Annotated in this window: 19 protein-coding genes; 13 read left to right on the plus strand and 6 right to left on the minus strand. The window is 60.8% G+C overall.

The genetic code is table 11. From position 1 onward, the window contains the following. Both BLU35_RS12360 and BLU35_RS12365 read right to left on the minus strand, forming a co-directional pair. The gene (locus tag BLU35_RS12360; RefSeq protein ID WP_502688150.1) at positions 1-1,083 is read right to left on the minus strand and encodes an acyltransferase family protein; all 1,083 of its coding nucleotides are present in this window, start codon (positions 1,081-1,083) and stop codon (positions 1-3) included. A 448-nt stretch (positions 1,084-1,531) separates the two neighbouring features. After that, a complete protein-coding gene (locus tag BLU35_RS12365) occupies positions 1,532-3,016 on the minus strand; it encodes a lipopolysaccharide biosynthesis protein (RefSeq protein WP_093233211.1) in 1,485 nt (494 codons plus the stop codon). 122 nt (positions 3,017-3,138) lie between these two features. Here BLU35_RS12365 and BLU35_RS12370 point away from each other — a divergent pair, with 122 nt between their 5' ends. Next, on the plus strand, positions 3,139-4,104 hold the full coding sequence (locus tag BLU35_RS12370) for a glycosyltransferase family 2 protein (RefSeq protein ID WP_093233212.1): 966 nt from the start codon (positions 3,139-3,141) through the stop codon (positions 4,102-4,104). A gap of 85 nt (positions 4,105-4,189) precedes the next feature. Then, positions 4,190-5,137, plus strand: coding sequence for a polysaccharide pyruvyl transferase family protein (locus BLU35_RS12375; RefSeq protein ID WP_093233213.1), 948 nt, complete (start codon positions 4,190-4,192; stop codon positions 5,135-5,137). A gap of 42 nt (positions 5,138-5,179) precedes the next feature. Here BLU35_RS12375 and BLU35_RS12380 read toward each other — a convergent pair whose 3' ends face one another. Then, the gene (locus tag BLU35_RS12380) at positions 5,180-6,190 is read right to left on the minus strand and encodes a glycosyltransferase family 2 protein (protein WP_286161507.1); all 1,011 of its coding nucleotides are present in this window, start codon (positions 6,188-6,190) and stop codon (positions 5,180-5,182) included. A 222-nt stretch (positions 6,191-6,412) separates the two neighbouring features. Beyond that, complete coding sequence (locus BLU35_RS12385; RefSeq protein WP_093233215.1) at positions 6,413-6,697, minus strand: exopolysaccharide production repressor protein; 285 nt, start codon at positions 6,695-6,697, stop codon at positions 6,413-6,415. 733 nt (positions 6,698-7,430) lie between these two features. Here BLU35_RS12385 and BLU35_RS12390 point away from each other — a divergent pair. From BLU35_RS12390 to BLU35_RS12405, 4 genes are all read left to right on the plus strand, one after another. Next, on the plus strand, positions 7,431-8,111 hold the full coding sequence (locus tag BLU35_RS12390) for a sugar transferase (RefSeq protein WP_093233216.1): 681 nt from the start codon (positions 7,431-7,433) through the stop codon (positions 8,109-8,111). A gap of 73 nt (positions 8,112-8,184) precedes the next feature. Continuing rightward, complete coding sequence (locus tag BLU35_RS12395) at positions 8,185-9,456, plus strand: polysaccharide biosynthesis/export family protein (RefSeq protein ID WP_093233217.1); 1,272 nt, start codon at positions 8,185-8,187, stop codon at positions 9,454-9,456. 8 nt (positions 9,457-9,464) lie between these two features. Next, a complete protein-coding gene (locus BLU35_RS12400) occupies positions 9,465-10,748 on the plus strand; it encodes an O-antigen ligase family protein (protein WP_093233218.1) in 1,284 nt (427 codons plus the stop codon). Positions 10,749-10,771: 23 nt separating this feature from the next. Continuing rightward, positions 10,772-11,773, plus strand: a complete 1,002-nt coding sequence (locus BLU35_RS12405; RefSeq protein ID WP_093233292.1) for an acyltransferase family protein — start codon at positions 10,772-10,774, stop codon at positions 11,771-11,773. Positions 11,774-11,825: 52 nt separating this feature from the next. Here the strand turns inward: BLU35_RS12405 and galE are convergent, their stop codons facing one another. Further along, positions 11,826-12,812, minus strand: coding sequence for a UDP-glucose 4-epimerase GalE (gene galE / locus BLU35_RS12410; RefSeq protein WP_057249491.1), 987 nt, complete (start codon positions 12,810-12,812; stop codon positions 11,826-11,828). A 334-nt stretch (positions 12,813-13,146) separates the two neighbouring features. Here galE and BLU35_RS12415 point away from each other — a divergent pair, with 334 nt between their 5' ends. The 7 genes from BLU35_RS12415 (at position 13,147) to BLU35_RS12445 (ending at position 20,670) form a co-directional block, all read left to right on the plus strand. Beyond that, a complete protein-coding gene (locus tag BLU35_RS12415; RefSeq protein WP_093233219.1) occupies positions 13,147-14,784 on the plus strand; it encodes a TIGR04028 family ABC transporter substrate-binding protein in 1,638 nt (545 codons plus the stop codon). Between the two features lie 67 nt (positions 14,785-14,851). After that, a complete protein-coding gene (locus BLU35_RS12420) occupies positions 14,852-15,796 on the plus strand; it encodes an ABC transporter permease (protein ID WP_093233220.1) in 945 nt (314 codons plus the stop codon). Next, on the plus strand, positions 15,793-16,677 hold the full coding sequence (locus BLU35_RS12425; protein WP_093233221.1) for an ABC transporter permease: 885 nt from the start codon (positions 15,793-15,795) through the stop codon (positions 16,675-16,677). Before BLU35_RS12420 ends, BLU35_RS12425 begins: the two co-directional genes overlap by 4 nt. Further along, positions 16,674-18,311, plus strand: coding sequence for a dipeptide ABC transporter ATP-binding protein (locus BLU35_RS12430; RefSeq protein WP_093233222.1), 1,638 nt, complete (start codon positions 16,674-16,676; stop codon positions 18,309-18,311). Before BLU35_RS12425 ends, BLU35_RS12430 begins: the two co-directional genes overlap by 4 nt. Positions 18,312-18,341: 30 nt before the next feature. After that, positions 18,342-19,388 (plus strand): putative FMN-dependent luciferase-like monooxygenase, encoded by a 1,047-nt coding sequence (locus BLU35_RS12435; RefSeq protein ID WP_093233223.1) that lies wholly within the window; start codon positions 18,342-18,344, stop codon positions 19,386-19,388. A 39-nt stretch (positions 19,389-19,427) separates the two neighbouring features. Next, the gene (locus BLU35_RS12440; protein WP_093233224.1) at positions 19,428-20,045 is read left to right on the plus strand and encodes a CMD domain protein; all 618 of its coding nucleotides are present in this window, start codon (positions 19,428-19,430) and stop codon (positions 20,043-20,045) included. Positions 20,046-20,067: 22 nt separating this feature from the next. Continuing rightward, positions 20,068-20,670, plus strand: coding sequence for an alkylhydroperoxidase domain protein (locus BLU35_RS12445; RefSeq protein WP_093233225.1), 603 nt, complete (start codon positions 20,068-20,070; stop codon positions 20,668-20,670). 97 nt (positions 20,671-20,767) lie between these two features. Here BLU35_RS12445 and BLU35_RS36115 read toward each other — a convergent pair whose 3' ends face one another. Further along, on the minus strand, positions 20,768-20,896 hold the full coding sequence (locus BLU35_RS36115; protein WP_286161508.1) for a hypothetical protein: 129 nt from the start codon (positions 20,894-20,896) through the stop codon (positions 20,768-20,770). Positions 20,897-20,931: the final 35 nt, after the last annotated feature.

Below are 20,931 nucleotides of genomic sequence, written 5' to 3' on the forward strand. Positions count from 1 at the left end.
TCAGGTCCTTTGCTGTGGTGAAAGTTCGGCGCGCTGTTCCGCCGGCCGCGCCTTCGCGCCCCGGGCGGCGCCCGCTCGGCTTCCGGTCAGGATTGCGGTCAGGTTCGGAAGCCAGCGCCCGGCGAGGCCGTAGGCGGCGACAAGGATTGCGATCGTGATGAACGGAACCGTGTAATAGAAGGCCGGGTAATATCCGAAGCCGGCGCGGTTCCAGATCATCCAGAAAAGAACCAGCAGCGGATAGTGCGTACAGAAGATCCAGAAGCTGAGCCCGCCGCCGCGCGCCAGAGATGCCCCAACGTTCGTGCGGACCAGCAACTCGGAAACCGCCCAGGAGCCGAGAATGCCGGAGAGGGCGGTCAGACTGCGCAGCATATCGACCCAGACCGGAAAGTCGGGTCCGTACTGAAAGAGCACGAGCGAAAGCAGCACCGAAGCGCCAAGGACGGCGATGGTAATCGGCCAGGAAAAGCGATCGAGACTGCGCACGTCAACGCGATGCAGGCTCATGTATATGCCGGCGCTGAAGCCAAAGAGGATCGACTTCTTCAGGAAAATCCCGTTTGGCAGCGGTAGCACGGCATAGGCGAGCAACAGGGCGAGCGTCTGCATCGGATAACGCTTGATCAGCCAAGCCAGTACCGGCGACAGCACGATGCAAAGCAGCAGATCCCGCAGGAAGTAGAGCGGCACGTTGATCGGCAGATCCTGGAGCGCCACGGCGAGGTTCAACCATTCCCGTGCGCTTGCGCCCACGACATCGGGCAGATAGCCGAAGCTGATACCCTTGCTTTGCGCAACGAAGGCCAGTGCGAGAAAAGCAATGTTCCAAATCAGGAAGGGCAACAGGACGGTTCTGGCCTTGGTCTTGAGCGTTTTGCCATAGTCGAAACTGTCGAGGCCACGCCGGAACAGAAGATAGCCGGAGATCGCGCTGAGGCACGGGACGCCGACACGAAAAAGGCTGTCGCCAAGAAAGACGCGCAGCCAATCGAGCACACCATAGGTGCCGACATACGGGCTCGTCGCCGGATCATGCGGCACATGCACGAAGACGATGCCGGAGATCAGCACGATGCGCATCAGATTGATCCGCGACGAGATGTTCGCGTTCACATCCACGATGTCCGTCACCCCTATCTGCCAGCGCCATTTTCCAGACGACCGTTTCAACAGAGCAGACCAGAGCCCGCATTCATTGTGCTAAAGGCTAGGCCTGGGCACGGATGAAAATATGGCGCTGCAACAAACGAATCGGTCGCACTTTGTTGCAATGCAGCATCCGGTGTTCAATAATTTCTAGGAAGATTTACCCATTTTCGCGCCGGCGTCGGGAAAAAAGCCTATGCTTGGGGCATTTACGGAATATTATCAACCGCTTATTTGCTGATGCTTCTACTAGTGTTTGGTGTATCAAGTCGCGGTAAAATTGTGCTGTTTTTCTCTCTTGTCACGCGACAAACGGCCAATACGGCCCCGAGCCGAGCCGAAATGCGGCGAGGATGAGGCAGTTTCCGGCGCCTGAAATCGGTTATTCAGCCGCCGCGGGCACGCTCGGCGAAGCGTTGCGCTTGCGGATCATGCCGTAGAGTTTCGCCAACAACGGGCGCTCGACGAGCAACATCAGCGCGAGATAGATCAAGCCACCGATTGCCGTGCCAATCAGCACCTGGAGAACCGCGCTCGGTATGAGCGCGCCATAGAAGTCCAGCAACAGCCTGACGGCAACCGCCATCGCGAAAGCCGCGATCATCGGTCTGATCGAGATCAGGAAGCCGCGCAAGAAGGGCAGGCGATCGGCCCGGAACACGACCCAGGAATAGCCGAGCAGCGTTGCCAGGTTGACGATGCAGAGCGCAATCATCGCTTCAACAAGTGAGCCACCCATTGCCCCGTAGGCGACAGCCGCGGTCGTCACGACAGCGCGGATGACCGCCCACCAGAAGAGGACTGTCCCCTGGCCGATGCCTTTCAGGTAGGGGACGTAGGTGCTGCAGGGCGTCAAAAGTCCCTTTGACAGCGCAAGCAAACCAAGGACCGGCCAGGCTGCCGCCCATTGCTGGCCGAAAAGCACGAGCATCGCCGGCTCGGCAAGAGCCCAAAGGCCAAACATCATCGGTGCCAACAGCACGGTGGTGACCTGCGTGCTCAACATCAGCGCTTGCGACCGCCGCTGGCGATCCTCGCCCATATGGCTGAAGGCGGGAAAGAGCACGCCCATGACCGCGGAAAGCACGATCTGGTTGGGAATGCTGGAGAAACGGTTTGCCGCCGAATAGGCACCGGCGTCCGAAAGGCCGAGATACCGGCTGATCACCACCATCGGCGATTGGAAAGTGACGAAATTGGCAATCTCCGACCCCATCATGCCGAAACTGAACCGGCTGAGCGTCAGAACGCGGCGTGGGGAAAAAAACAGCCGCGGCACATAGCCGGATACGGCATAGAGGCCGGCAAGGCGGATGAATGCGGAGACGAAAAGCTGCGCCAGCAGCGACCAAACGCCGAAGCCAAGCAGTGCTGCGCCGACGGCAACAAGCGCCCCGACGGTCTCGGAGACCATGGTCCAGACCGCGTCCTTGCTGAAATTCATCCGCCTGGCGAGGAGAGAGTAGGCGACGTCTCCGCCAAGCTGCAGCGGGATCAGCACGCTCATGATCCGAAGCAGGTACCCCGCTTCGGGTGCCCCGAGCAGGCTTGCCAATGGATCGGCGAAGACGAAAAGCGCAAGCGCCATCAGCAGCGCGACCGCGAGATTTGCCCAGAAAGCGGAGTGGATGAGCTCCATGTCTTCGTCGCGCTGAATGATGAGCGCGGAGGCGAGACCAGCACCGCCGATCATCGCCAGAAACTGGACGACAGTGAGCGCAACGGCCACCGTCCCGAACTCTTCCGGCGTAAGGATACGCGCAAGAATCGGCACGGTGACAAATTTCAGCCCGAAAGTACCTGTCTTTGAAAGAACGCTCCAGCCGACATTCCGTGTCACGGACTTGGCATTTACGGTTGAGGGCATAGCGAGCATCCTATGATGCCTTTGAAGGATTTCCGACAAAGGACTAGGGCTAGATGAAAGGCCGCGACCCGGTGGGAGGAGACCACGCAAGACTCTTTTAGAGAAACCGCAGGGGCAAAAAGATGGCGAAGCTGACTGTTATTATTCCGTACTACCAGAAGGAACCGGGTATTCTTCGACGGGCGCTTGCCTCCGTCTTTGCCCAGACGTTTCAGGACTTCCACGTTCTGGTGATAGACGATTGCTCCCCCTATTCGATAGATGAGGAGTTGGAGCCGTTAAGCGAGCAGGAACGAGCGCGGTTGACCGTGATAAGCCAACCCAACAAGGGACCTGGCGGCGCACGCAACACCGGACTGGACCATGTTCCAGACGATTCCGAGTTCGTGGCGTTCCTCGATTCCGACGATGAATGGACCCCGGATCATTTGAAGAATGCCTATGAAAGCATGAGCCGCTTCGGCGCCGACTGCTATTGGGCGTCGATCACCGGCGGCGAGGCGTTCTATTACCATTTTGATGTAGCCCAGCTGACGGAAAGCCACAGCGTCGTCAGACTGCAGGAAGCGCCGCTGGTCGTCGAAATTCCTGACCTTACCAATGTGATGCTCAGAAACTGGAGCTTCCTGCATCTCTCCTGCATGGTAATCGGGCGCAGCCTTTTCGAGACGGTCCGCTTCGATGCGGCGCTGAGACTGGCAGCGGAGGACGTCCTGTTCTTCTGCGACTGCATTCTTGCCGCCAAACGCGTCGTGCTTTGTGATGAAGCTGGCGCCGAGCGCGGCGAGGGCATCAACATCTTTCACTCGATCGACAACGATTCGCCGCAGTTCCTGCAGCAGCAGTTCAACACATTCGTTGCTCTGGAAACGCTCGAGGGCCGGTTCTCACGCAAGCCTGCGGCAATCGCCTCGATCCGGTCCTATCAACATACGGCACGACGGCAGGCGCTGTGGAGCCAGGCGCGTCGGCTCAAGCGACGCAAGTCACCGCAATTCCGCCTGTTGGCGCGTTGGGTCCTGCGTGATCCGAGGCTCTTGCAAAGCGCGCTGGAACTCGCTGTCGGCAAGTTTTCTCGCGCGCATTGAACGACGCACTCCTTCGAGGAGGAAGAACAAGACCGCCTGGCGCGGCATCCGGACATATTCAGCATTTTGAAAGAAGGGACTGCCCATGAAGCCCTATTACTGGGAATCTCAGCACGGTAATTTTGGCGACGACCTAAATCTTTGGCTTTGGGATTTCCTGTTGCCTGGGTTCCGCGACGTTCACGAGGAAATCCTGCTGGTGGGGGTCGGCACCGTGCTCAACCGGGCACTTTTGCCTGACGGTGTCAGAAAGCTCGTTATCGGCAGCGGTTTCGGCTACGGCACCATGCCAGACATGCGCGATCCGAAGGAATGGGATATCCGCTGTGTTCGAGGTCCGCTGACCGCCGGGAAGATTGGCATCGCGCCCGAACTGGGCATCGTCGATCCCGCCGTGATGGTCGCGGAGATGCCTGAGTTTCAGAACCTGCCGAAGCTCCACAAACGCAGTTTCGTTCCGCATTGGGAAAGCGCCATTGCCGGCATGTGGCCGGTTACCTGCGGTACCGTTGGCCTGCATTATATCGACCCGCGGGGTGAAGCCAAAAGCGTGATCCGCGAGATTGCCCAATCCGAACTCATCATCGCCGAATCGATGCATGGCGCCATTCTCGCAGACGCCTTTCGCGTGCCATGGGTAGCCGTCACCACGTCCGAGAGCATCAACAGCTTCAAGTGGAACGACTGGGCAAGCACCGTCGGCGTTCACTACCAGCCCCGCCACGTGCCGGTCTCGAGCCGTGCCGAAGCCATGATCAAGGGCGAGCGCTTCTGGGGTATGGGCTTCGAGGCACAGCCGCTGGCTGATGTGCCGAACCTGCGCCCCGTCGATCACAACGTGATGGTGGCGGCGGCTGAGCCGAGACAGACCTTTTTGCGCAGCGCTGCCAAGCAGGTTCTCGCCGCCCCTTCGACGCTTGCACTTTGGCAGGCAATCCGGGCGGCGCCGCAATTGAGCAGCGACGGCCGACTTGCCGAGCGCAAGGACCGTTTTCTGGAGGCTCTTGCCGCCGTGCATCGCGCGTACTTCTGACGATACGGCCACGGCACCCAGAAAGTGCCGTGGCCTCAATGACTATTGGCGACCGTCCGCAACGGGGGAAAGCAGGTAACGCAACCCTCCGGAACCACCGAGCGCGGCCGGAGCATCCGAGTGAGGCTGTTTGAAGCGCTCGGTCTTGTCGGCAATGATGCCGACCGTGACCGCAGGAACGGCATCGGGTTGGCGCAGGAGGTAGCCTATCGCGGCCGCCGCGCCGCGTTCTCTCTTCAGATCGAGAAAGTGCCGGTGCTGATAACGGTCCTTGATATGCCGCTCATGCCTTCGGATGGCGGCCGCAGCCTCGCTCTCCAATGTGTTTGCGGCCAGGATAATCCGGTCCGCCTCGTAGAGGCGCTTGAGATCCTCGGTGCGGTGGCTGCCGCTCAATGAATTGCTGCGGACGGTGGCCGCATAACCACAACTGCGGATAACCTTGTAGCGCGCGCCCTTTGCCAGCGCGCGAAGATAAAGATCGTAATCCTCGCCTAATCGAAGCGTTTCCCGGTAGCGGATGGCGTGGCCCTCCAGGAAGCGGCGGCGCATCAGCGGCTTTAAAAACCCGATCTCGCCGCGCTTCACGCCGCGCCGGGAGATGTTGCCTTCAACGAAGTCGATCAGGCTGAGTAGGCGGGGCTGCGGTTGGAACTCATCGATCTTCTGGGCGACGTCGGTCGCTGCGGCCTCGTCGATGAAGGCGATGTTGTCGGCGATAAAGTCCCAATCGTCTTGCGCAAGCAGCCGACCGAGACGACCCGGCAGGAAGAAATCGTCCGCGTCGAGGATTGCAAGCACCGGTGAACGGCTGATCGAAATGGCATGGTTGCGGGCGGCCGAAGGCCCACGATTGCTTTCGAAGCGGACGATCGTCAGGCGCCCGCTCAGATCGTCGGCAGAGCGCGCTGCCGCCTCGGTGTCATCGGTCGAGCCATCGTCGATCACCACCACCTCGGCGCTTTCCGGTTCAGCCAGGGCCGATGCAACGGCTCGGGCAATAGTTGCTTCGGCATTCTTTGCGGCGATGATGACGCAGACGTCTGTGGTCATGAGGGCCTCCAGCATCGTGTCTAACGGGCAGCGCTTGTCCTGGCGAGCGCTGCGGTATTTCGGTTTCAGCGCGGCTCCGCTTCGTGGGTTAGCCGCAGCCACGCGACGTCGCCAGGGTGGCAACGGCCGAACCATGCAGGGCGATCGTGTCGCAAACGCGTCAAATCTGAGATTTTCTCGAGTACCGCCGTGTGTCCCGCCGAGCGCGGAGACCAGCCTTGATCAGCGATTAAAATGGCCGGGTCGATGGAGGCGGCGCGGCGCGGTCTTGGCGGCCGACTTGTCGTCGCCGGCCAACTGCGCCATCTCGGCGGCCTGTCTTTCCTTCTCCCGCGCCTTCTTCCACACCAGGTAAAGCACGGCGAAGAAATAGCCGACCTGCATCAGGACGGCGCATATAATGGTCTGGATAAGCGTCGACGCCAGCGAGCCGTTTAGGAAATAGGTAACGATCGCAAACACGGCCAAGGCGCCGAGCATGCTCACAAGAACGCGCGGTGCGTACATAGCGCTACCTCGCGCTCGGTTCTGTCGTCGATGTCGTCATCGGAGTTCGGCCTTTCCTCCTCAGGATTCCAATATATTGGCAGCGCCCTTTCGCTTCAACCGCCAAAAGCCCGCACCCTGCTGCCACTGTGCCTCCAAAGTCTTTATGTCGCGTTTAGAGCATTCGAATCAATTTGGCCGTTTTTCGATGTCGCATCGGTTCGACCGTTGCGACTCCATGGCAATCCAAAGGCAATTCCTCCACCATCCGGCGTCTTGTCGTGACCGCACCGCCCGCTGGTTGCTGTTTGGGCAACGATTGCGATCACCTTTTGTTACGAAATTAACTTTTGGTGTCCCGCCGCGCGTGCGGCGCAAAATCTTGCCGCATTGCAGCATTTCATCGGAAAGACTGACGCCTGCCAATTTTTATCGGCGCCAAGACACGTGCTTGCAGGTGAACGCAAACATAACAGATACAAAGATATATTCGCTTTTCGGAAACGTAGTTGCGCGCCAACAATACAATACACGAAAGCTCCGAACGTAAGACTTTATCGTCTCATAATATATCGGCTGGCTGGATAGAAATATTACATATCAGAAATCAGTGATATTCGTCATTTGGGCGCCTACCGGGTACCCGCCACTATTTCGCCCTCAAAAGACAAATTCTCACCACACACTCTTTCTTGAATAAGCGCGCTCCCTTTCGAGGGACCGACCAATCGCCAACCTAAATGGAGTTATCTCTATGAAGTCTGCGACCCGATCGGCCAGTTCGCCGTTTTTCAGTGCCGCAGAGACTGCAGCGCTCCCGCCCGTGGGTGGCATTTCGAAGCGAGGCTTCGATATCTTTGCCGCTTCACTGGCGCTCGTCTTTCTGAGCCCGCTCTTTTTGATGCTGGTTGCGCTCGTCAAGTTCTCCGACGGCGGCAGCATCTTTTATGGCCATCGCCGTATCGGTCATAACGGGAAGTCTTTCCGTTGCCTGAAGTTCCGCACAATGCGGCCGGACGGTGATCGGATTCTGCAAGAGTATCTTAGAAGCAATCCTGCGGCCTATGAGGAGTGGCGCGCGACGCGCAAGCTGCAGGATGACCCCAGGGTCACCGTCGTCGGCAGCGTTTTGCGCAAGCTGAGCCTCGACGAGCTCCCGCAGCTCATCAACATCGTCCGCGGTGAAATGAGCATCGTCGGCCCGCGGCCGGTGGTGCTGGATGAGTTGGAGCTCTACGACCAGGCTGCTGTCTACTACCTGCAATCGCGCCCCGGTCTTACCGGCCTGTGGCAGATCAGCGGACGCAACGATGTTTCCTACGCGGCACGCGTCGCGTTCGATACTCATTATGTCCAGAACTGGTCCTTGCTGAGCGACTTCTCCATCGTCGTGAAGACGATTCCAGCCGTTTGCTTCTCGCGCGGCAGCTACTGACGGATCAGCGCCTTCGCACCCGCGCGACCAATAGGTCGACCGCGGGATCGGCGTCTTTTAACGGGAACCTCATATGAACAAACACGCTCCGTCAGGGAAGTCCTGGATTTCCCGCAAGGTGTCTCGTTTCCTTCACCACACGGTCCTGGTTGCCGCGGTGGTCCTCGGCGCCACTCAAGCCGGCGCCGAGGAATATCAGCTTGGCACCATGGACAAGCTCAAGATTCGCGTCGCCGAGTGGCAAACCGCCGAAGGCGCCGTGCGTGATTGGTCGGTTGTCACTGGCGAATATACCATCGGGCCGTCCGGCGCGCTGTCGTTGCCGTTCATCGGCGATCTGCCGGCGGCCGGCAAGACGACCACCGAGGTCGGAGAAGCGATCGGCGAGAAGATGCAGACCCTGTTCGGTCTGCGCGATCGCCCGTCCGCCTCCGTCGAACTTGCACAATACCGCCCGCTTTATCTTTCGGGCGAAGTCGAAAAGCCTGGCGAATATCCCTTCGCACCTAATCTGACGGTGCTGAAAGCGATAAGCCTCGGCGGCGGATTGCGTCGCTCCGAAAGCGGTCAACGTTTCGCCCGCGACTATATCAACGCTCACGGCGATTCGAGCGTGCAGACGGCCGAGCGCAACCGGCTGCTGATCCGGCGAGCCAGGCTTCAGGCCGAGATTGCCGACAAGCAGGGCATCGAATTGCCGAAGGACCTTCAGGGCGTACCCGGCATCGACAAGCTTCTTGCAAACGAGACGGCCCTGATGAGCTCGCGCGACAGGAGGCAGAAGCTGCAACTGAAGTCGCTCGCCGACTTGAAGGCATTGCTGGAAAGCGAAATCCAGTCGCTGGCAAAGAAAGCGGAAACGCAGAACCGCCAGATGGAACTCGCGGCGGAAGACCGCGAGAAGGTCGAGAGCCTGGCCGAAAAAGGGCTGGCGCTCAGCCAGCGCAAGCTCTCGCTGGAGCAACGGGTCGCCGAACTGCAATCTGCGTTGCTCGACATCGACACGGCCTCGCTCAAGGCAAAGCAGGATGTCAGCAAGGCGGCGCAGGACGAAACCAATCTTCGCAACGATTGGGATGCGCAGCTGGCGCAGGATCTCCAGAACACCGAAGCGGAACTCGACACGCTGCAGATCAAGCTCGGCACCAGCCGCGACCTGATGGCCGAAGCCCTGCTGCAATCGGCGGAAGCGGCACAATCGAAGGACAATACGGCAGACGCCGTCATCGCCTATTCGATCATCCGCGAGCGTGACGGCAAGCCGACCGAGATCGCTGCCGATGAAAACACGCCGGTGTTGCCGGGCGACGTGATCAAGGTTCAAGCCAACCTCGCGACGCAGTAGGATCGACCGTGAGAATTGCGAAGTCGAGCTTGATATCGCCTGATCGCAATGGTGCCTATGGCACCATTGCGATTGCGCTGTCGTTCTTCGTCTTCGCCTATTCGTCTCGCTTCGGGCAGGCGTCGATCCTGCTTTACTACGGACTGTGGCTGCCGCTGGTGCTTGTCGATTACCGTCGCGTGCTCGGCAACTACGGCAGGCGTCTGTGGATCCTCGGCTTTGCCGTCTTTGCCTGTCTGTCGGTCTTCTGGTCGGCGGCACCCTCGATGACGGCCCGCACCGGGATCCAATATCTGTCGCATGTCGTTTGCGCCCTGATCGCCATGAGGCTCATCGATATCAGAACGCTGACGCGCAGTGCGATCGCGGGCATCGGGATCGTGCTCGTCTATTCCTTGCTCTTTGGTGTCTACCATCTCGATCCGCTGGACGGCACATACAGCTTCGTCGGCGCATTTGCCTCGAAGAACCAGCTGGGTTTCTACGCCTCGCTCGGCATCTACTTCGCCTTCATTGCGCCTGTCGCTCTTGGGGAGCGACGCTTGTGGCTGCTGGCATCCGGCGCGCTCGGGCTGCTTGCGGCCTATTCGCTGCTCGCTTCGCAATCGGCCACGTCCGTATTGACCACCGCCGTGATCATCGGGCTCTGGCTTGGCATGCGCGTCGTCGGCCTGCTCTCGCCCGGCCACCGCAAGGGTCTGTTTCTTGCAGCTGTCATCTGTGGGGCGTTGGTTGCTGTCGCGGGCATCTATGGCGGCGGCGTCGATCTGGTGCTTGGTCTCTTCGGCAAGGATTCGACGCTGACCGGGCGCACCTATCTGTGGCAGCAGGGCATCGAAGCTGCCATGGCATCGCCGGTGGTCGGCGTCGGCTACCAGGCCTATTGGGTTCAGGGCTTCTCTGAGGCCGAACGCCTCTGGGAAGAATTCTTCATCTCGACGCGCTCGGGCTTCCATTTCCACAACACCTTCATCGAGGCGATCGTGGAAACAGGTGCAATCGGGCTTGTCCTGCTATCGGGCATTCTGCTGACGACCGTTCTCGGCCATATCAAGCGCCTCTTGACGGAGGACCACGATACCCAGTCCTCGGTGCTCTTCGGTATCGCGATGTTGCTGCTGGTGCGCTCTTTCGTCGAGATCGACATCATGAACCCCTACCATGTCGGGTCGTTCCTGCTCTATTTCGCCGCCGGCAAGCTGACCTTGCCGCAACCCCGACCGGATGCGCGCTCGGCTGAGGTTCGCAGAGCGCGGATCGTGCCGCAGGGCATGCCGCAGCTGAGGTACTGATGAACCGGACCAACGGGGGCGCGATGACCACAATCTACGGGATCCAGTACCTGCGTGCCGTTGCGGCGCTCGGCGTCGTCGTCTTTCATGCGGCCGAGCGCACAGGGCATCATTTCGCGATCGGCGCTGCCGGCGTCGACATCTTCTTTGTCATCAGTGGTTTCATCATGTGGGTGATCAGCGAGCGCAAGCCAATGTCGCCGATCTCTTTCCTGCGTGACCGCGTTCAAAGGATCGCGCCGGTCTATTGGCTGGCAATAGCCGTCATGGTTCTTGGCGGCCTTGCCGGGCTTTTCCCCAATCTCGTTCTTAGCCCCACCCACGTGGTGGCATCGCTTTTGTTCGTCCCAATGGCCTCTCCAAGCACCGGCGAGGTGTGGCCGGTTCTGGTACAGGGCTGGACGCTGAACTACGAGATGTTCTTCTACGCCATCTTCGCCTTGACCCTCTTGCTGCCGCGGTCGCGTCGACTGCTGGCGATCACCGCATGCTTCCTGCTGCTGGTCGGCTTGGGTTTTGCCATCGACAGCGACAATGTGCTGATCGCCACCTATACGCGGCCGATCATTCTCGAATTCGTGGCCGGTATGATCATTGCCGAACTGTGGCTGCGGGGCAGGGTACCGGGAAGCAATGCCGGCATGGCGCTCGTTGCAATCGCGATTGCAGGTTTTTCGGCGCTGGCCGTGTTTCGTTTGCCTTTCGACGAATTCGTGCTCGGGCCCTTGGCCGTCATGCTTGTCGTCGGAACCTTGGCGCTCGAAAGTCGTGGCTGGTTTCGCCCGCGTGGATTGCCGATGCTTCTCGGCGATGCGTCCTATTCCATCTATCTCTGGCACACCTTTGCCATATCGGTTGTGGTGAAGGTCTGTGCCAGGGCGGGTGTCGACCTCGCTCTATCGGCGTTCCTTGCCGTCGTATCGGGAACGGCCTTGGGCGTCGCCGCCTATCTGCTTCTCGAAAAGCCGCTGACGCGACGTTTGCGCTCGCGGATCGTACCGAAGCCATTGCGGCAGGCGGCGTAGCTTAAGTCTTTTCGGTGCGGCGCCTGAAACGCCGCACCGGTTCAGCAATTCATCAGGCGCCCTGGTTGCGACGCGAATGCCAGTTCCAGGCGGTGCGGGTGATATCCGACAGATCGTATTGCGGGACCCAGCCGAGAATGTCGCGTGCCTTGTCGTTGTTGGCGACGAGCGTGGTGGAATCGCCCTCGCGACGTTCGACCCGGTCGATATTGAACTCGCGGCCGGAGACGTCGGCAATCGCCGTCAAGAGCTCCTTGACGGTCGTGCCCGTACCCGTGCCGAGATTGAGCTCGACGCTGTCGCCGCCGGCAAGCAGATATTCGACAGCGCGCACATGCGCGTCGGCCAGATCAAGCACATGGATATAGTCGCGCACGCAGGTGCCGTCGCGCGTGTCGTAGTCCGTGCCGAAGATCTTGAAGCTTTGCCGGCGGCCAAGGGCAGCGTCGATCGCAAGCGGGATCGCGTGCGTTTCGGGCTCGTGCCACTCGCCGATGCGGCCTTCCGGATCGGCGCCCGCGGCGTTGAAGTAGCGCAGGATCACCGAACGAAGGCCCTTGTACTGGCCATAGTCCTTCAGCGCCTGCTCACATACCCATTTCGTCCGGCCGTAGGGGTTTATCGGCGCCTGGCGGTGCTGCTCGTCGATCGGCACGCTTTCCGGCAGGCCGTAGGTGGCGCAGGTCGATGAGAAGACGAAGGCCTCGACACCGGCGGCAAGTGCTGCCGAAAGCAGGGTGAGGGTGCCGATGACGTTGTTGTCGTAGAAGGAGACCGGATCCTTGACTGATTCACCGACCTCGATCATCGCGGCAAAATGCAGGATGGCGCGCGGCTTGTGGCGGGCGAGTACCTCGTCGAGCCGCTGGCGGTCACGGATATCGCCTTTTTCGAGCACGCCCCATTTCACGAATTCCTCGTGACCGTTCGACAGGTTGTCATAGACGACGGGTTCGAACCCCTTGTTGGCAAGTTCGAGGCAGGTGTGCGAGCCGATATAGCCGGCACCGCCGACGACGAGGACTTTGTTGCTTTCCATGATGCTTTTCGATCCCTGGGAGGTTCAAAGGAATTGCCGAGTTTTTTCAACGGATAATGACAGGCTTGTCAATGCCGGCCGCAATCAAGCACGTGTCCATGTCGCGTGTGTGGCGGGTGGGCACAGGGGCGGCTTTTCCACAAAGACGAGATGCTCGGAGCATGTCGAGATCGACGTGAATTTGCACGCCGGGGACAATTATCTCAGCCTTGCCTGCGAGCGGGATGCTTCTTTCCCATCCGTCGAAACATATAGCATATTAATTTACTAGATTTAATTGATAATGACGCCGACAGTCGTACCATAGCCTTCGGATTTTCGAAGGAAGGCTCTCATGACGACGAAACTGAAACGGCTTGCGCTCACCCTCGCGACGCTCGCGGCGACCGGCCTGACCCACGTGGGTGCCCACGCCGAAGGCACGGAGCCGGTAAAAGGCGGGACGCTGATCTATCTGGAACAGCAGGCCCATACCAATCTCTATCCCCCGGCAGGCGGCTTCTATCCGAACGGCGGTATCCTCAATCAGATCACCGACAAGCTGACCTATCAGAACCCGAAGACGCTTGAGATCGAACCGTGGATCGCCGAATCCTGGACGGTCAATGCGGATGCGACCGAATATACGTTCAAGATCCGCCCGGGCGTCACTTTTTCCGACGGCACGCCACTCGACGCGGCGGCCGTCGCCAAGAATTACGACGTTTTCGGTCTCGGCAACAAAGCGCTGAAGCACCCCGTTTCCGAAGTCATCAACAACTATGAGCGCAGCGAAGTCGTCGACCCGCTGACCGTCAAATTCTATTTCAAGCGACCTTCGCCGGGTTTCCTGCAGGGAACATCCGTTATCGGCTCCGGGCTTGTCGCCGCCAGCACCCTTTCGCTTCCCTTCGAAGAGCTTGGCGATGCGACCAAGATCATCGGCTCCGGTCCCTTCGTGGTCGAGAGCGAGACGATTGGCAAGGAGCTGAACCTCAAGGCGCGCGAAGAGTATGTTTGGGGTCCCGCGAAGCTCGAGCACCAGGGCCGCGCCTATCTCGATGGCATCACATACATCATCACCGGCGAAGACAGCGTGCGCATCGGTGCGCTGCTTGCGGGCCAGGCAGATTTCATCCGCCAGGTCCAGGCCTATGACGAGAGCCAAGTCGAGGCACAGGACTACCAGATCTACGCACCATCGACACGCGGCGTGAACAACAGCGTCGTTTTCCGGCCGGACAATCCGCTCGTGGCCGACATCAAGGTGCGCCAGGCGCTGCTGCACGCGACCGATGCCAAGGAAATCGTCACGACGCTGTTCTCCGCAAACTATTCGCAGGCGACCTCTATCATCGCGTCCTCCGCGCTCGGCTACAAGGATATCTCGGCAAAGCTCGCTTTTGATCCGCAGAAAGCCAAGGCGCTGCTCGACGAGGCCGGCTGGTCGGTCGGATCCAACGGCCTGCGCCAGAAGGACGGCAAGGAACTTGTGCTGACCGCTTACGAATCTCTGCCGCAACCGCAGAACAAGGAGACGCTGCAACTGGTCGCCCAGCAATGGGGCAAGGTTGGCGTGAAGCTTAACGTTCTTGCCGGCGATAGTGGCAGCAGGACGGTCGACGATCTCGATCCGCTGAAGACGCCCGTCTCACCGGCGATGGTCGGTCGCGCCGACCCCGACGTGATCAAGAGCCAGTACTACCCGAAGAACCGCGACGTGCTGCGTCAGAAGGGTGGCCTCAGCGACAAGGTCCAAAGCTTCGCCGACGACAAGCTGAACGGCCTGCTCGACGCACTGGCCTCCGAGCCGGACCGTGTAAAGCGCCTCGCGATCGCCGGCGAGATCCAGGACTACGTCGTGGATCAGGCCTATGCGATCCCGATCTTCGAGGAACCGCAGGCCTACGCCGGCGCCCCTTACGTCCAGGGCATCGCCTTCGAGGCAGTCGGTCGCCCGAGCTTCTACAGCACCTGGCTCGCCGAGCATTGATCGACCCGCGGCCACTGCGCTTGCGGTGGCCGCCACTCCCCGAAATTCGCGTGCAGAGGATTGGATCATGTCCGCCTATTTGCTTAATCGCGTCGGACAGGCGCTCTTCGTCCTGTGGGCCGCATTCACGATCTCCTTCGTGCTGCTGCAGGCGATGCCCGGCGATGCGATCCTCATCAAGTTCCAGAACCCCGATCTTGGACTGACCGCGCAACAGGTCGCCGAAATTCGTGCGTCCTATGCCGCCGACAGCCCCGTTCTCGTTCAATACATGCAGACGATCGGCAAATTCCTGACCGGCGATTTCGGCTACTCCGTTCAGGCGGGCGTTCCGGTCAGCAGCTTGCTCGCAGTCCATCTGCCGGCAACGTTGAAACTCGCCACGCTTGGCTTCCTCCTTGCCTCCGTGCTGGCGATCCTCATCGCCTTCCTCTCCAGTCTGACGCCGTTCACCTGGCTGCGCGGAGTGCTGCAATCCGTTCCTTCGCTCTTCATCTCGATCCCCACCTTTTGGCTTGGGATCATGTTGATCCAGATCTTTTCCTTCCGCTTGAAGCTCGTTCCGGTCATCAATCCCGGCCCCTGGCAGGAACTGATCCTGCCCGTCTTCACGCTCGCGGTGCCGATTTCTGCACCGCTCGCCCAGGTGCTTGTGCGCAACATCGACGACGTGTTGACGCGGCCTTTCGTCGGCGTCGCCCGTGCCAAAGGCGCGAACCGTCACTGGATTCTCTGGCGGCATGTGGCGAAGAATGCGCTCCTCCCGACACTGACCATTGCGGGCGTGCTCTTCGGTGAACTGATCGCCGGGGCCGTGGTGACGGAAACCGTCTTCGGGCTCAACGGCATCGGCGGCCTTACCGAACGGGCCGTCGGCAGCCAGGATGCTGCCGTCCTCCAGGCCATCGTCGTGCTCTCAGCGCTCGCATTCGTGATCATCAATCTTGTCGTGGACCTGCTCTATCCCGTGCTCGATCCGCGCCTCAGGACAAAAGTCGGAGTTGCCGCATGACCACCTTCGATACGATTCACGACGACATCGCTGCGGATGCAATGCGGCAGACCCAAGGACGGCGCTCTCGCGTGGCCTCGACGTTACGCCGCGTGCCTCCGGGACTGGCCTTGTCCTGGTTCATCCTGGCGACGGTTTTCCTCTGGGCAGTCGCCCCCTCGCTCTTCACAGGCTACAACCCGCTCGAGGGCGTGGGTGGCGCGCAGTTGAAGCGCCCCAGCGCAGAACATCTGCTCGGGACCGATGCTCTCGGACGCGACCTCTACGCGCGCATCGTCCACGGTGCCGTGCATTCGCTGACGGGTGCCTTTGTCGCCGTTGGCCTCGGTCTTATCGTGGGCACCGGGCTCGGCGTCGTCGCCGGCTCCGTCCGGCGTCGCTTTGATGACGCGATCATGCGGCTTGTCGATGTTTTCCTGTCGATCCCGCCATTGTTGCTTTCGCTCAGCATCATCATCCTGCTCGGCTTCGGCACGGTGAATGCGGCTATTGCCGTCGGCGTCACCTCGGTCGCGGGCTTCGCCAGACTGGCCCGAGCCGAAGTCGTGCGTGTACGCCGCAGCGACTATGTCGAGGCGGCCTTCGGCAGCGGCGGCACGTTTGCATCGGTGCTTTGGCGGCACATCCTGCCGAATTCGCTGACGTCGGTTCTCGCCTTCACATCGCTGCAGTTCGGCTCGGCGGTCCTGCAAATTTCGACACTCGGATTTCTCGGCTATGGCGCGCCGCCGCCGACGCCCGAATGGGGCCTGCTGATCGCAGAAGGCCGCAACTACATCTCGACGGCCTGGTGGCTGACGACGGCTCCCGGCGTCGTGGTCGTTCTCGTCGTATTGGCCGCCAACCGGGTCAGCCAATCCTTCGGAAAGGCCTCAGCATGACCGTGATCCCCAAACAGGTGCCTTCCGTTCTCGAAGTCGAGGGACTATGCATAGCCTATGGTGATGGAACTGCGGAACGACGCGCCGTCCACGATGTTTCCTTCAGCATCAATCCTGGCGAAGTCGTTGCCCTTGTTGGCGAATCCGGCTCCGGCAAGACCACCACGGCGCAGTCGATCATCGGTCTGCTCGCTCAGAATGGTCGCGTCGAACGCGGTGGCATCAAGCTCAACGGAACCGACATTGCCCGATGGACCGATCGGCAACTGGAAACGGTACGTGGCGCCAGGATCAGCCTCGTGCCGCAGGATCCGGGAAACTCTCTCAATCCGGTCAAGACCATCGGCGCGCAGGTGGGCGAGATCTTCCGGATCCACGGTGCGCTGCGCCCTGACGAGATCGACGATCGCGTCATTACCCTGCTTGCCCGTGTGGGCCTGAGCGAGCCGGCATTGCGGGCGCTGCAGTATCCACACGAGCTTTCTGGCGGCATGCGCCAGCGCGTGTTGATCGCGATCGCCATCGCCCTGAAACCGCAGTTGATCATCGCCGATGAGCCGACGAGTGCGCTCGACGTTACGGTGCAGAAACGCATTCTCGATCTCATCGATGAACTGCGAGCAGAGTACGGTACCGCCGTACTTCTCGTGACCCACGACCTCGGCGTTGCAGCCGACCGCGCTGACCGGATCGTCGTTCTCAAGGACGGGCGAATTCAGGAACAAGGCGCAGCCAGCGTCGTTCTCGCCGCCCCGCGTAGCCCGTACACGCGGCAACTGCTCGCGGCTGCACCGTCTTTCGCAAGCCCCGTGTCCAGGCCGGCGGCCAGTTCGGCAGCATCAGGCGCTCACGACGATATTGTCGTCGTCGACGGTCTTGTTCGCGAATTTGCGGGCGAGGCCAAAAGGCGGTTTCGCGCGGTCGACGATCTGAGCTTTCGTGTCCGTCGCGGGTCGACCCACGCGATCGTTGGTGAGTCCGGTTCGGGAAAGACGACGACCATCAGAAGTATCGTTGGCTTCGACAAACCGACCGCTGGGCGGATCGAAATCGACGGAACAGATCTCTCCCGTCTTGTCGGGGAGGATCTCCGGCAGTTCCGGCGCAAGATCCAGCTCGTCTACCAGAACCCCTACGGATCGCTCGACCCACGCCAAAGCATCCTGCAAATCGTGGCAGAGCCGCTGCTCAATTTCAGCCGGCTCAAGCGCAGCGATCGCGAGGAGAAGGCCAGGGCGATCCTCTCCCGGGTAGGGCTGCCCGAAGACGCGTTTTCGCGACGACCGCACGCGCTGTCCGGTGGCCAGCGCCAGAGGGTCGCGATCGCCAGGGCACTTGTGCTCGATCCTCAGGTTCTGGTGCTGGACGAGGCGGTATCCGCTCTGGATGTGAGCGTCCAGGCGCGCATTCTCGCCCTGCTCCAGGAACTGCAGAGCGATCTCGGCCTGACCTACCTCTTCGTGTCCCACGACCTCGCTGTTGTGCGCCAGATCGCTGACACCGTTTCCGTCCTCAAGGATGGGCGCCTCGTCGATGGTGGGGTGGTTTCTGAGGTCTTCGAACATCCCGGCAGCAACTACACCCGCGAGCTGATCAACGCCATTCCCGGGCAAAGCCCCCGGGCCGCTGCCTGATGCGGCGGGAATTACGAACAAGGACTGACCATGACACAGACCACCCCACGCAAGCGCCTTGGCTTTTTCACACGCGTGCTCGACGAGGTTCCCGCCGGCACCCGCTATTACTACGCCAAGGAGCAGATCGTGACCGCCGAGCGCTTCGGCTTCGATACCGCCTGGGTGGCGCAGCATCACTTCCATGCTGATGAAGGCGGCCTGCCCGCCCCCCTTGTTTTCCTCGCTCATGTAGCGGCCGAGACGACGCGCATCCGCCTCGGCACGGGCGTCATTACCTTGCCGCTCGAAAACCCGATCCGGGTGGCGGAAGATGCAGCGGTTTTCGATTTGCTTTCCGGGGGTCGCCTAGAGGTCGGATTCGGCACAGGCGGAACGCCGTCGTCCTTTACCGCCTTCGGCCTTGAAAGCGCGGAGCGTGGTGTGGTCTTCGGTCGGCATCTCCAAACCGTGCTTGATGCCTGGGCCGGCCGAGCGCTTGCCGGCGGGGATCATCTCTATCCCGCAGCGCCGCAACTGCTCGATCGCATCTGGCAGGCGACCTTCTCGGCCGCCGGCGGCGAGCGCGCCGGTCGTGCTGGCGACGGCCTGATGCTGTCGCGCACGCAGCCGCGGCCGCAGGACAAACCGAACGCCTCGTTGGCGGAACTACAGAACCCGATCATCGACGCATACCTGCATGCGCTTCCCTCCGGTCGCGCGCCGCGCATCCTCGGGTCCCGCAGCCTTTTTGTCGCCGATAGCCGTGCTGAAGCGCTGCGCCTCGCGGAGATCGGGCTGAACCGCGGTGCAGAACGCTTGATCGCCGCCGGCCACAAGGTTGCCGGCAACTCCCTTGCCGATCTGATCGCCGCATTCGACGTCCATGTCGGCTCGGTAGATGACGTCATCGAAAGCCTCAGCGGCGACGAGACCCTGGAGCGCGTGACCGACCTCGTGTTCCAGGTTCACTCCGTCGATCCGCCGCACCCTTCGATCCTGCGTTCGATCGAATTGATCGCGACCAAGGTTGCGCCAGCGCTCGGCTGGTCGCCGCAGGAGAAGTTCCACGCGCGCCGGTTTGGTGCCGTCGGTTGAGACTGAGCGCCGATTTCCCCCAGTAGAGGAGACAAAGCCATGCCCCAAGTGTCACCAGACATCATCGATCTGCTCGCCGGCATCACGCCGGGATCGAGCCTCGACCGGATACGCGCCCAAAGACCGGAAACGCGAGAGCAGGCGCAGCAAAGCTATCTCGCGCTATTTCGACCCAAGGTATTTGGCGATGTCTCCCTGGCGGAGCGGCAGACGATTGCGAGCTTCATCGCCGGACTTCACCGTCAACCGGATATCTATGAATTCTATGCCAATCCCCTGGAGGAAAGCGGTACGGATCGCTGGCTTGTCGAGGTATTGAAGGCGGAGATTGGGGCAGGGCAGGCGACGGGTCCCTACGGCGATTACCCCGAGGGGCCCTTGAGCGTCGAGAACAAGGTGGGTCTGCTTTATCGCGTCTCGGACACAAACCGCGACGTGCTCGGCGAAAGGCTCTCAGCCGCGTTGGAACATGCCCATCTGCTCGTCTTCCGCCCGCGCGAGGCCAGCCCGCAAGCGCTGCAGGCGCTGCTCGACGCCGGCTGGACGACAGATGGTATCGTCACGCTGTCGCAACTCGTCTCGTTTGTCGCGTTCCAGATCCGGGTGATCGCCGGGCTCAGCCTGCTTTCCGCCGCATCGAAACGTGCCGCCGCATAAGACATCGAGAGGAACCGCGACAATGACTGAACTTGCCATCACACCGGGCGTAGAAAATCCTCCTGTAGCCTTCACCCAGGCCGAAATCGGCTGGACGCCGTGGCTCCAGCCCTTGGCGGAGGACGATCTGACCGATCGACACCTTCGCGGGCTTGTCGAAGCGGCGCGCGCAAAGTCTCCCTATTTTCGTCTGCTGGTACGCGATCCGGAGGTACTGGAGGCACGTACGAAGACGGACAAGGACATCTTCTACAATACAAGCACGGGCTTGCCACGCGCGGAGCGCGAACTCGCGGCTACGGCCGCCTCGCGGTCAAACGGCTGCATCTTCTGCGCATCGGTCCACGCGCGCTTCGCGTCTCATCATTCGAAACGAGGCGACGATGTGCAAAAGCTGTTGGATGAGGGTGTCGGTGCCGACCTTGGCGAGCGATGGAATGCGATCATTGCCGCCTCCGTCGCGCTGACTGCGACACCGCCCGCCTTCGGCGACGAGCATGTCGCACGCTTGGTTGCGGCCGGCCTTGATGAATTGGAAATCGCCGATGTGATCCACGGCGCCGCGTTCTTCAACTGGGCGAACCGTCTGATGCTTTCGCTGGGCGAGCCAACCCCAGCCAATTGATCAGCGCCGGATTCGGCGGCTGACGTATTTCGCTGGCAATAAGAAAGCCCGCAACCTCGGCAGAGGTTGCGGGCCATTGCATCCGATGGTGGTCGGATTAGAAGTTGCGCTGCAGACGGACGAAGCCCTTGACCTGCTCGTCGGCATTGTCCTTGTCTTCGTACTGAACGGAGATGCGGGTCTGGGAGGCGACCGACCGTTCGCGATCAGTGCCGCAGCGACCCACACGCAACGCCTCTAAAAGCGGCTTTGAAGGGAACG

The sequence above is a fragment of the Sinorhizobium sp. NFACC03 genome (assembly GCF_900103435.1).
Lineage (GTDB): Bacteria > Pseudomonadota > Alphaproteobacteria > Rhizobiales > Rhizobiaceae > Ensifer.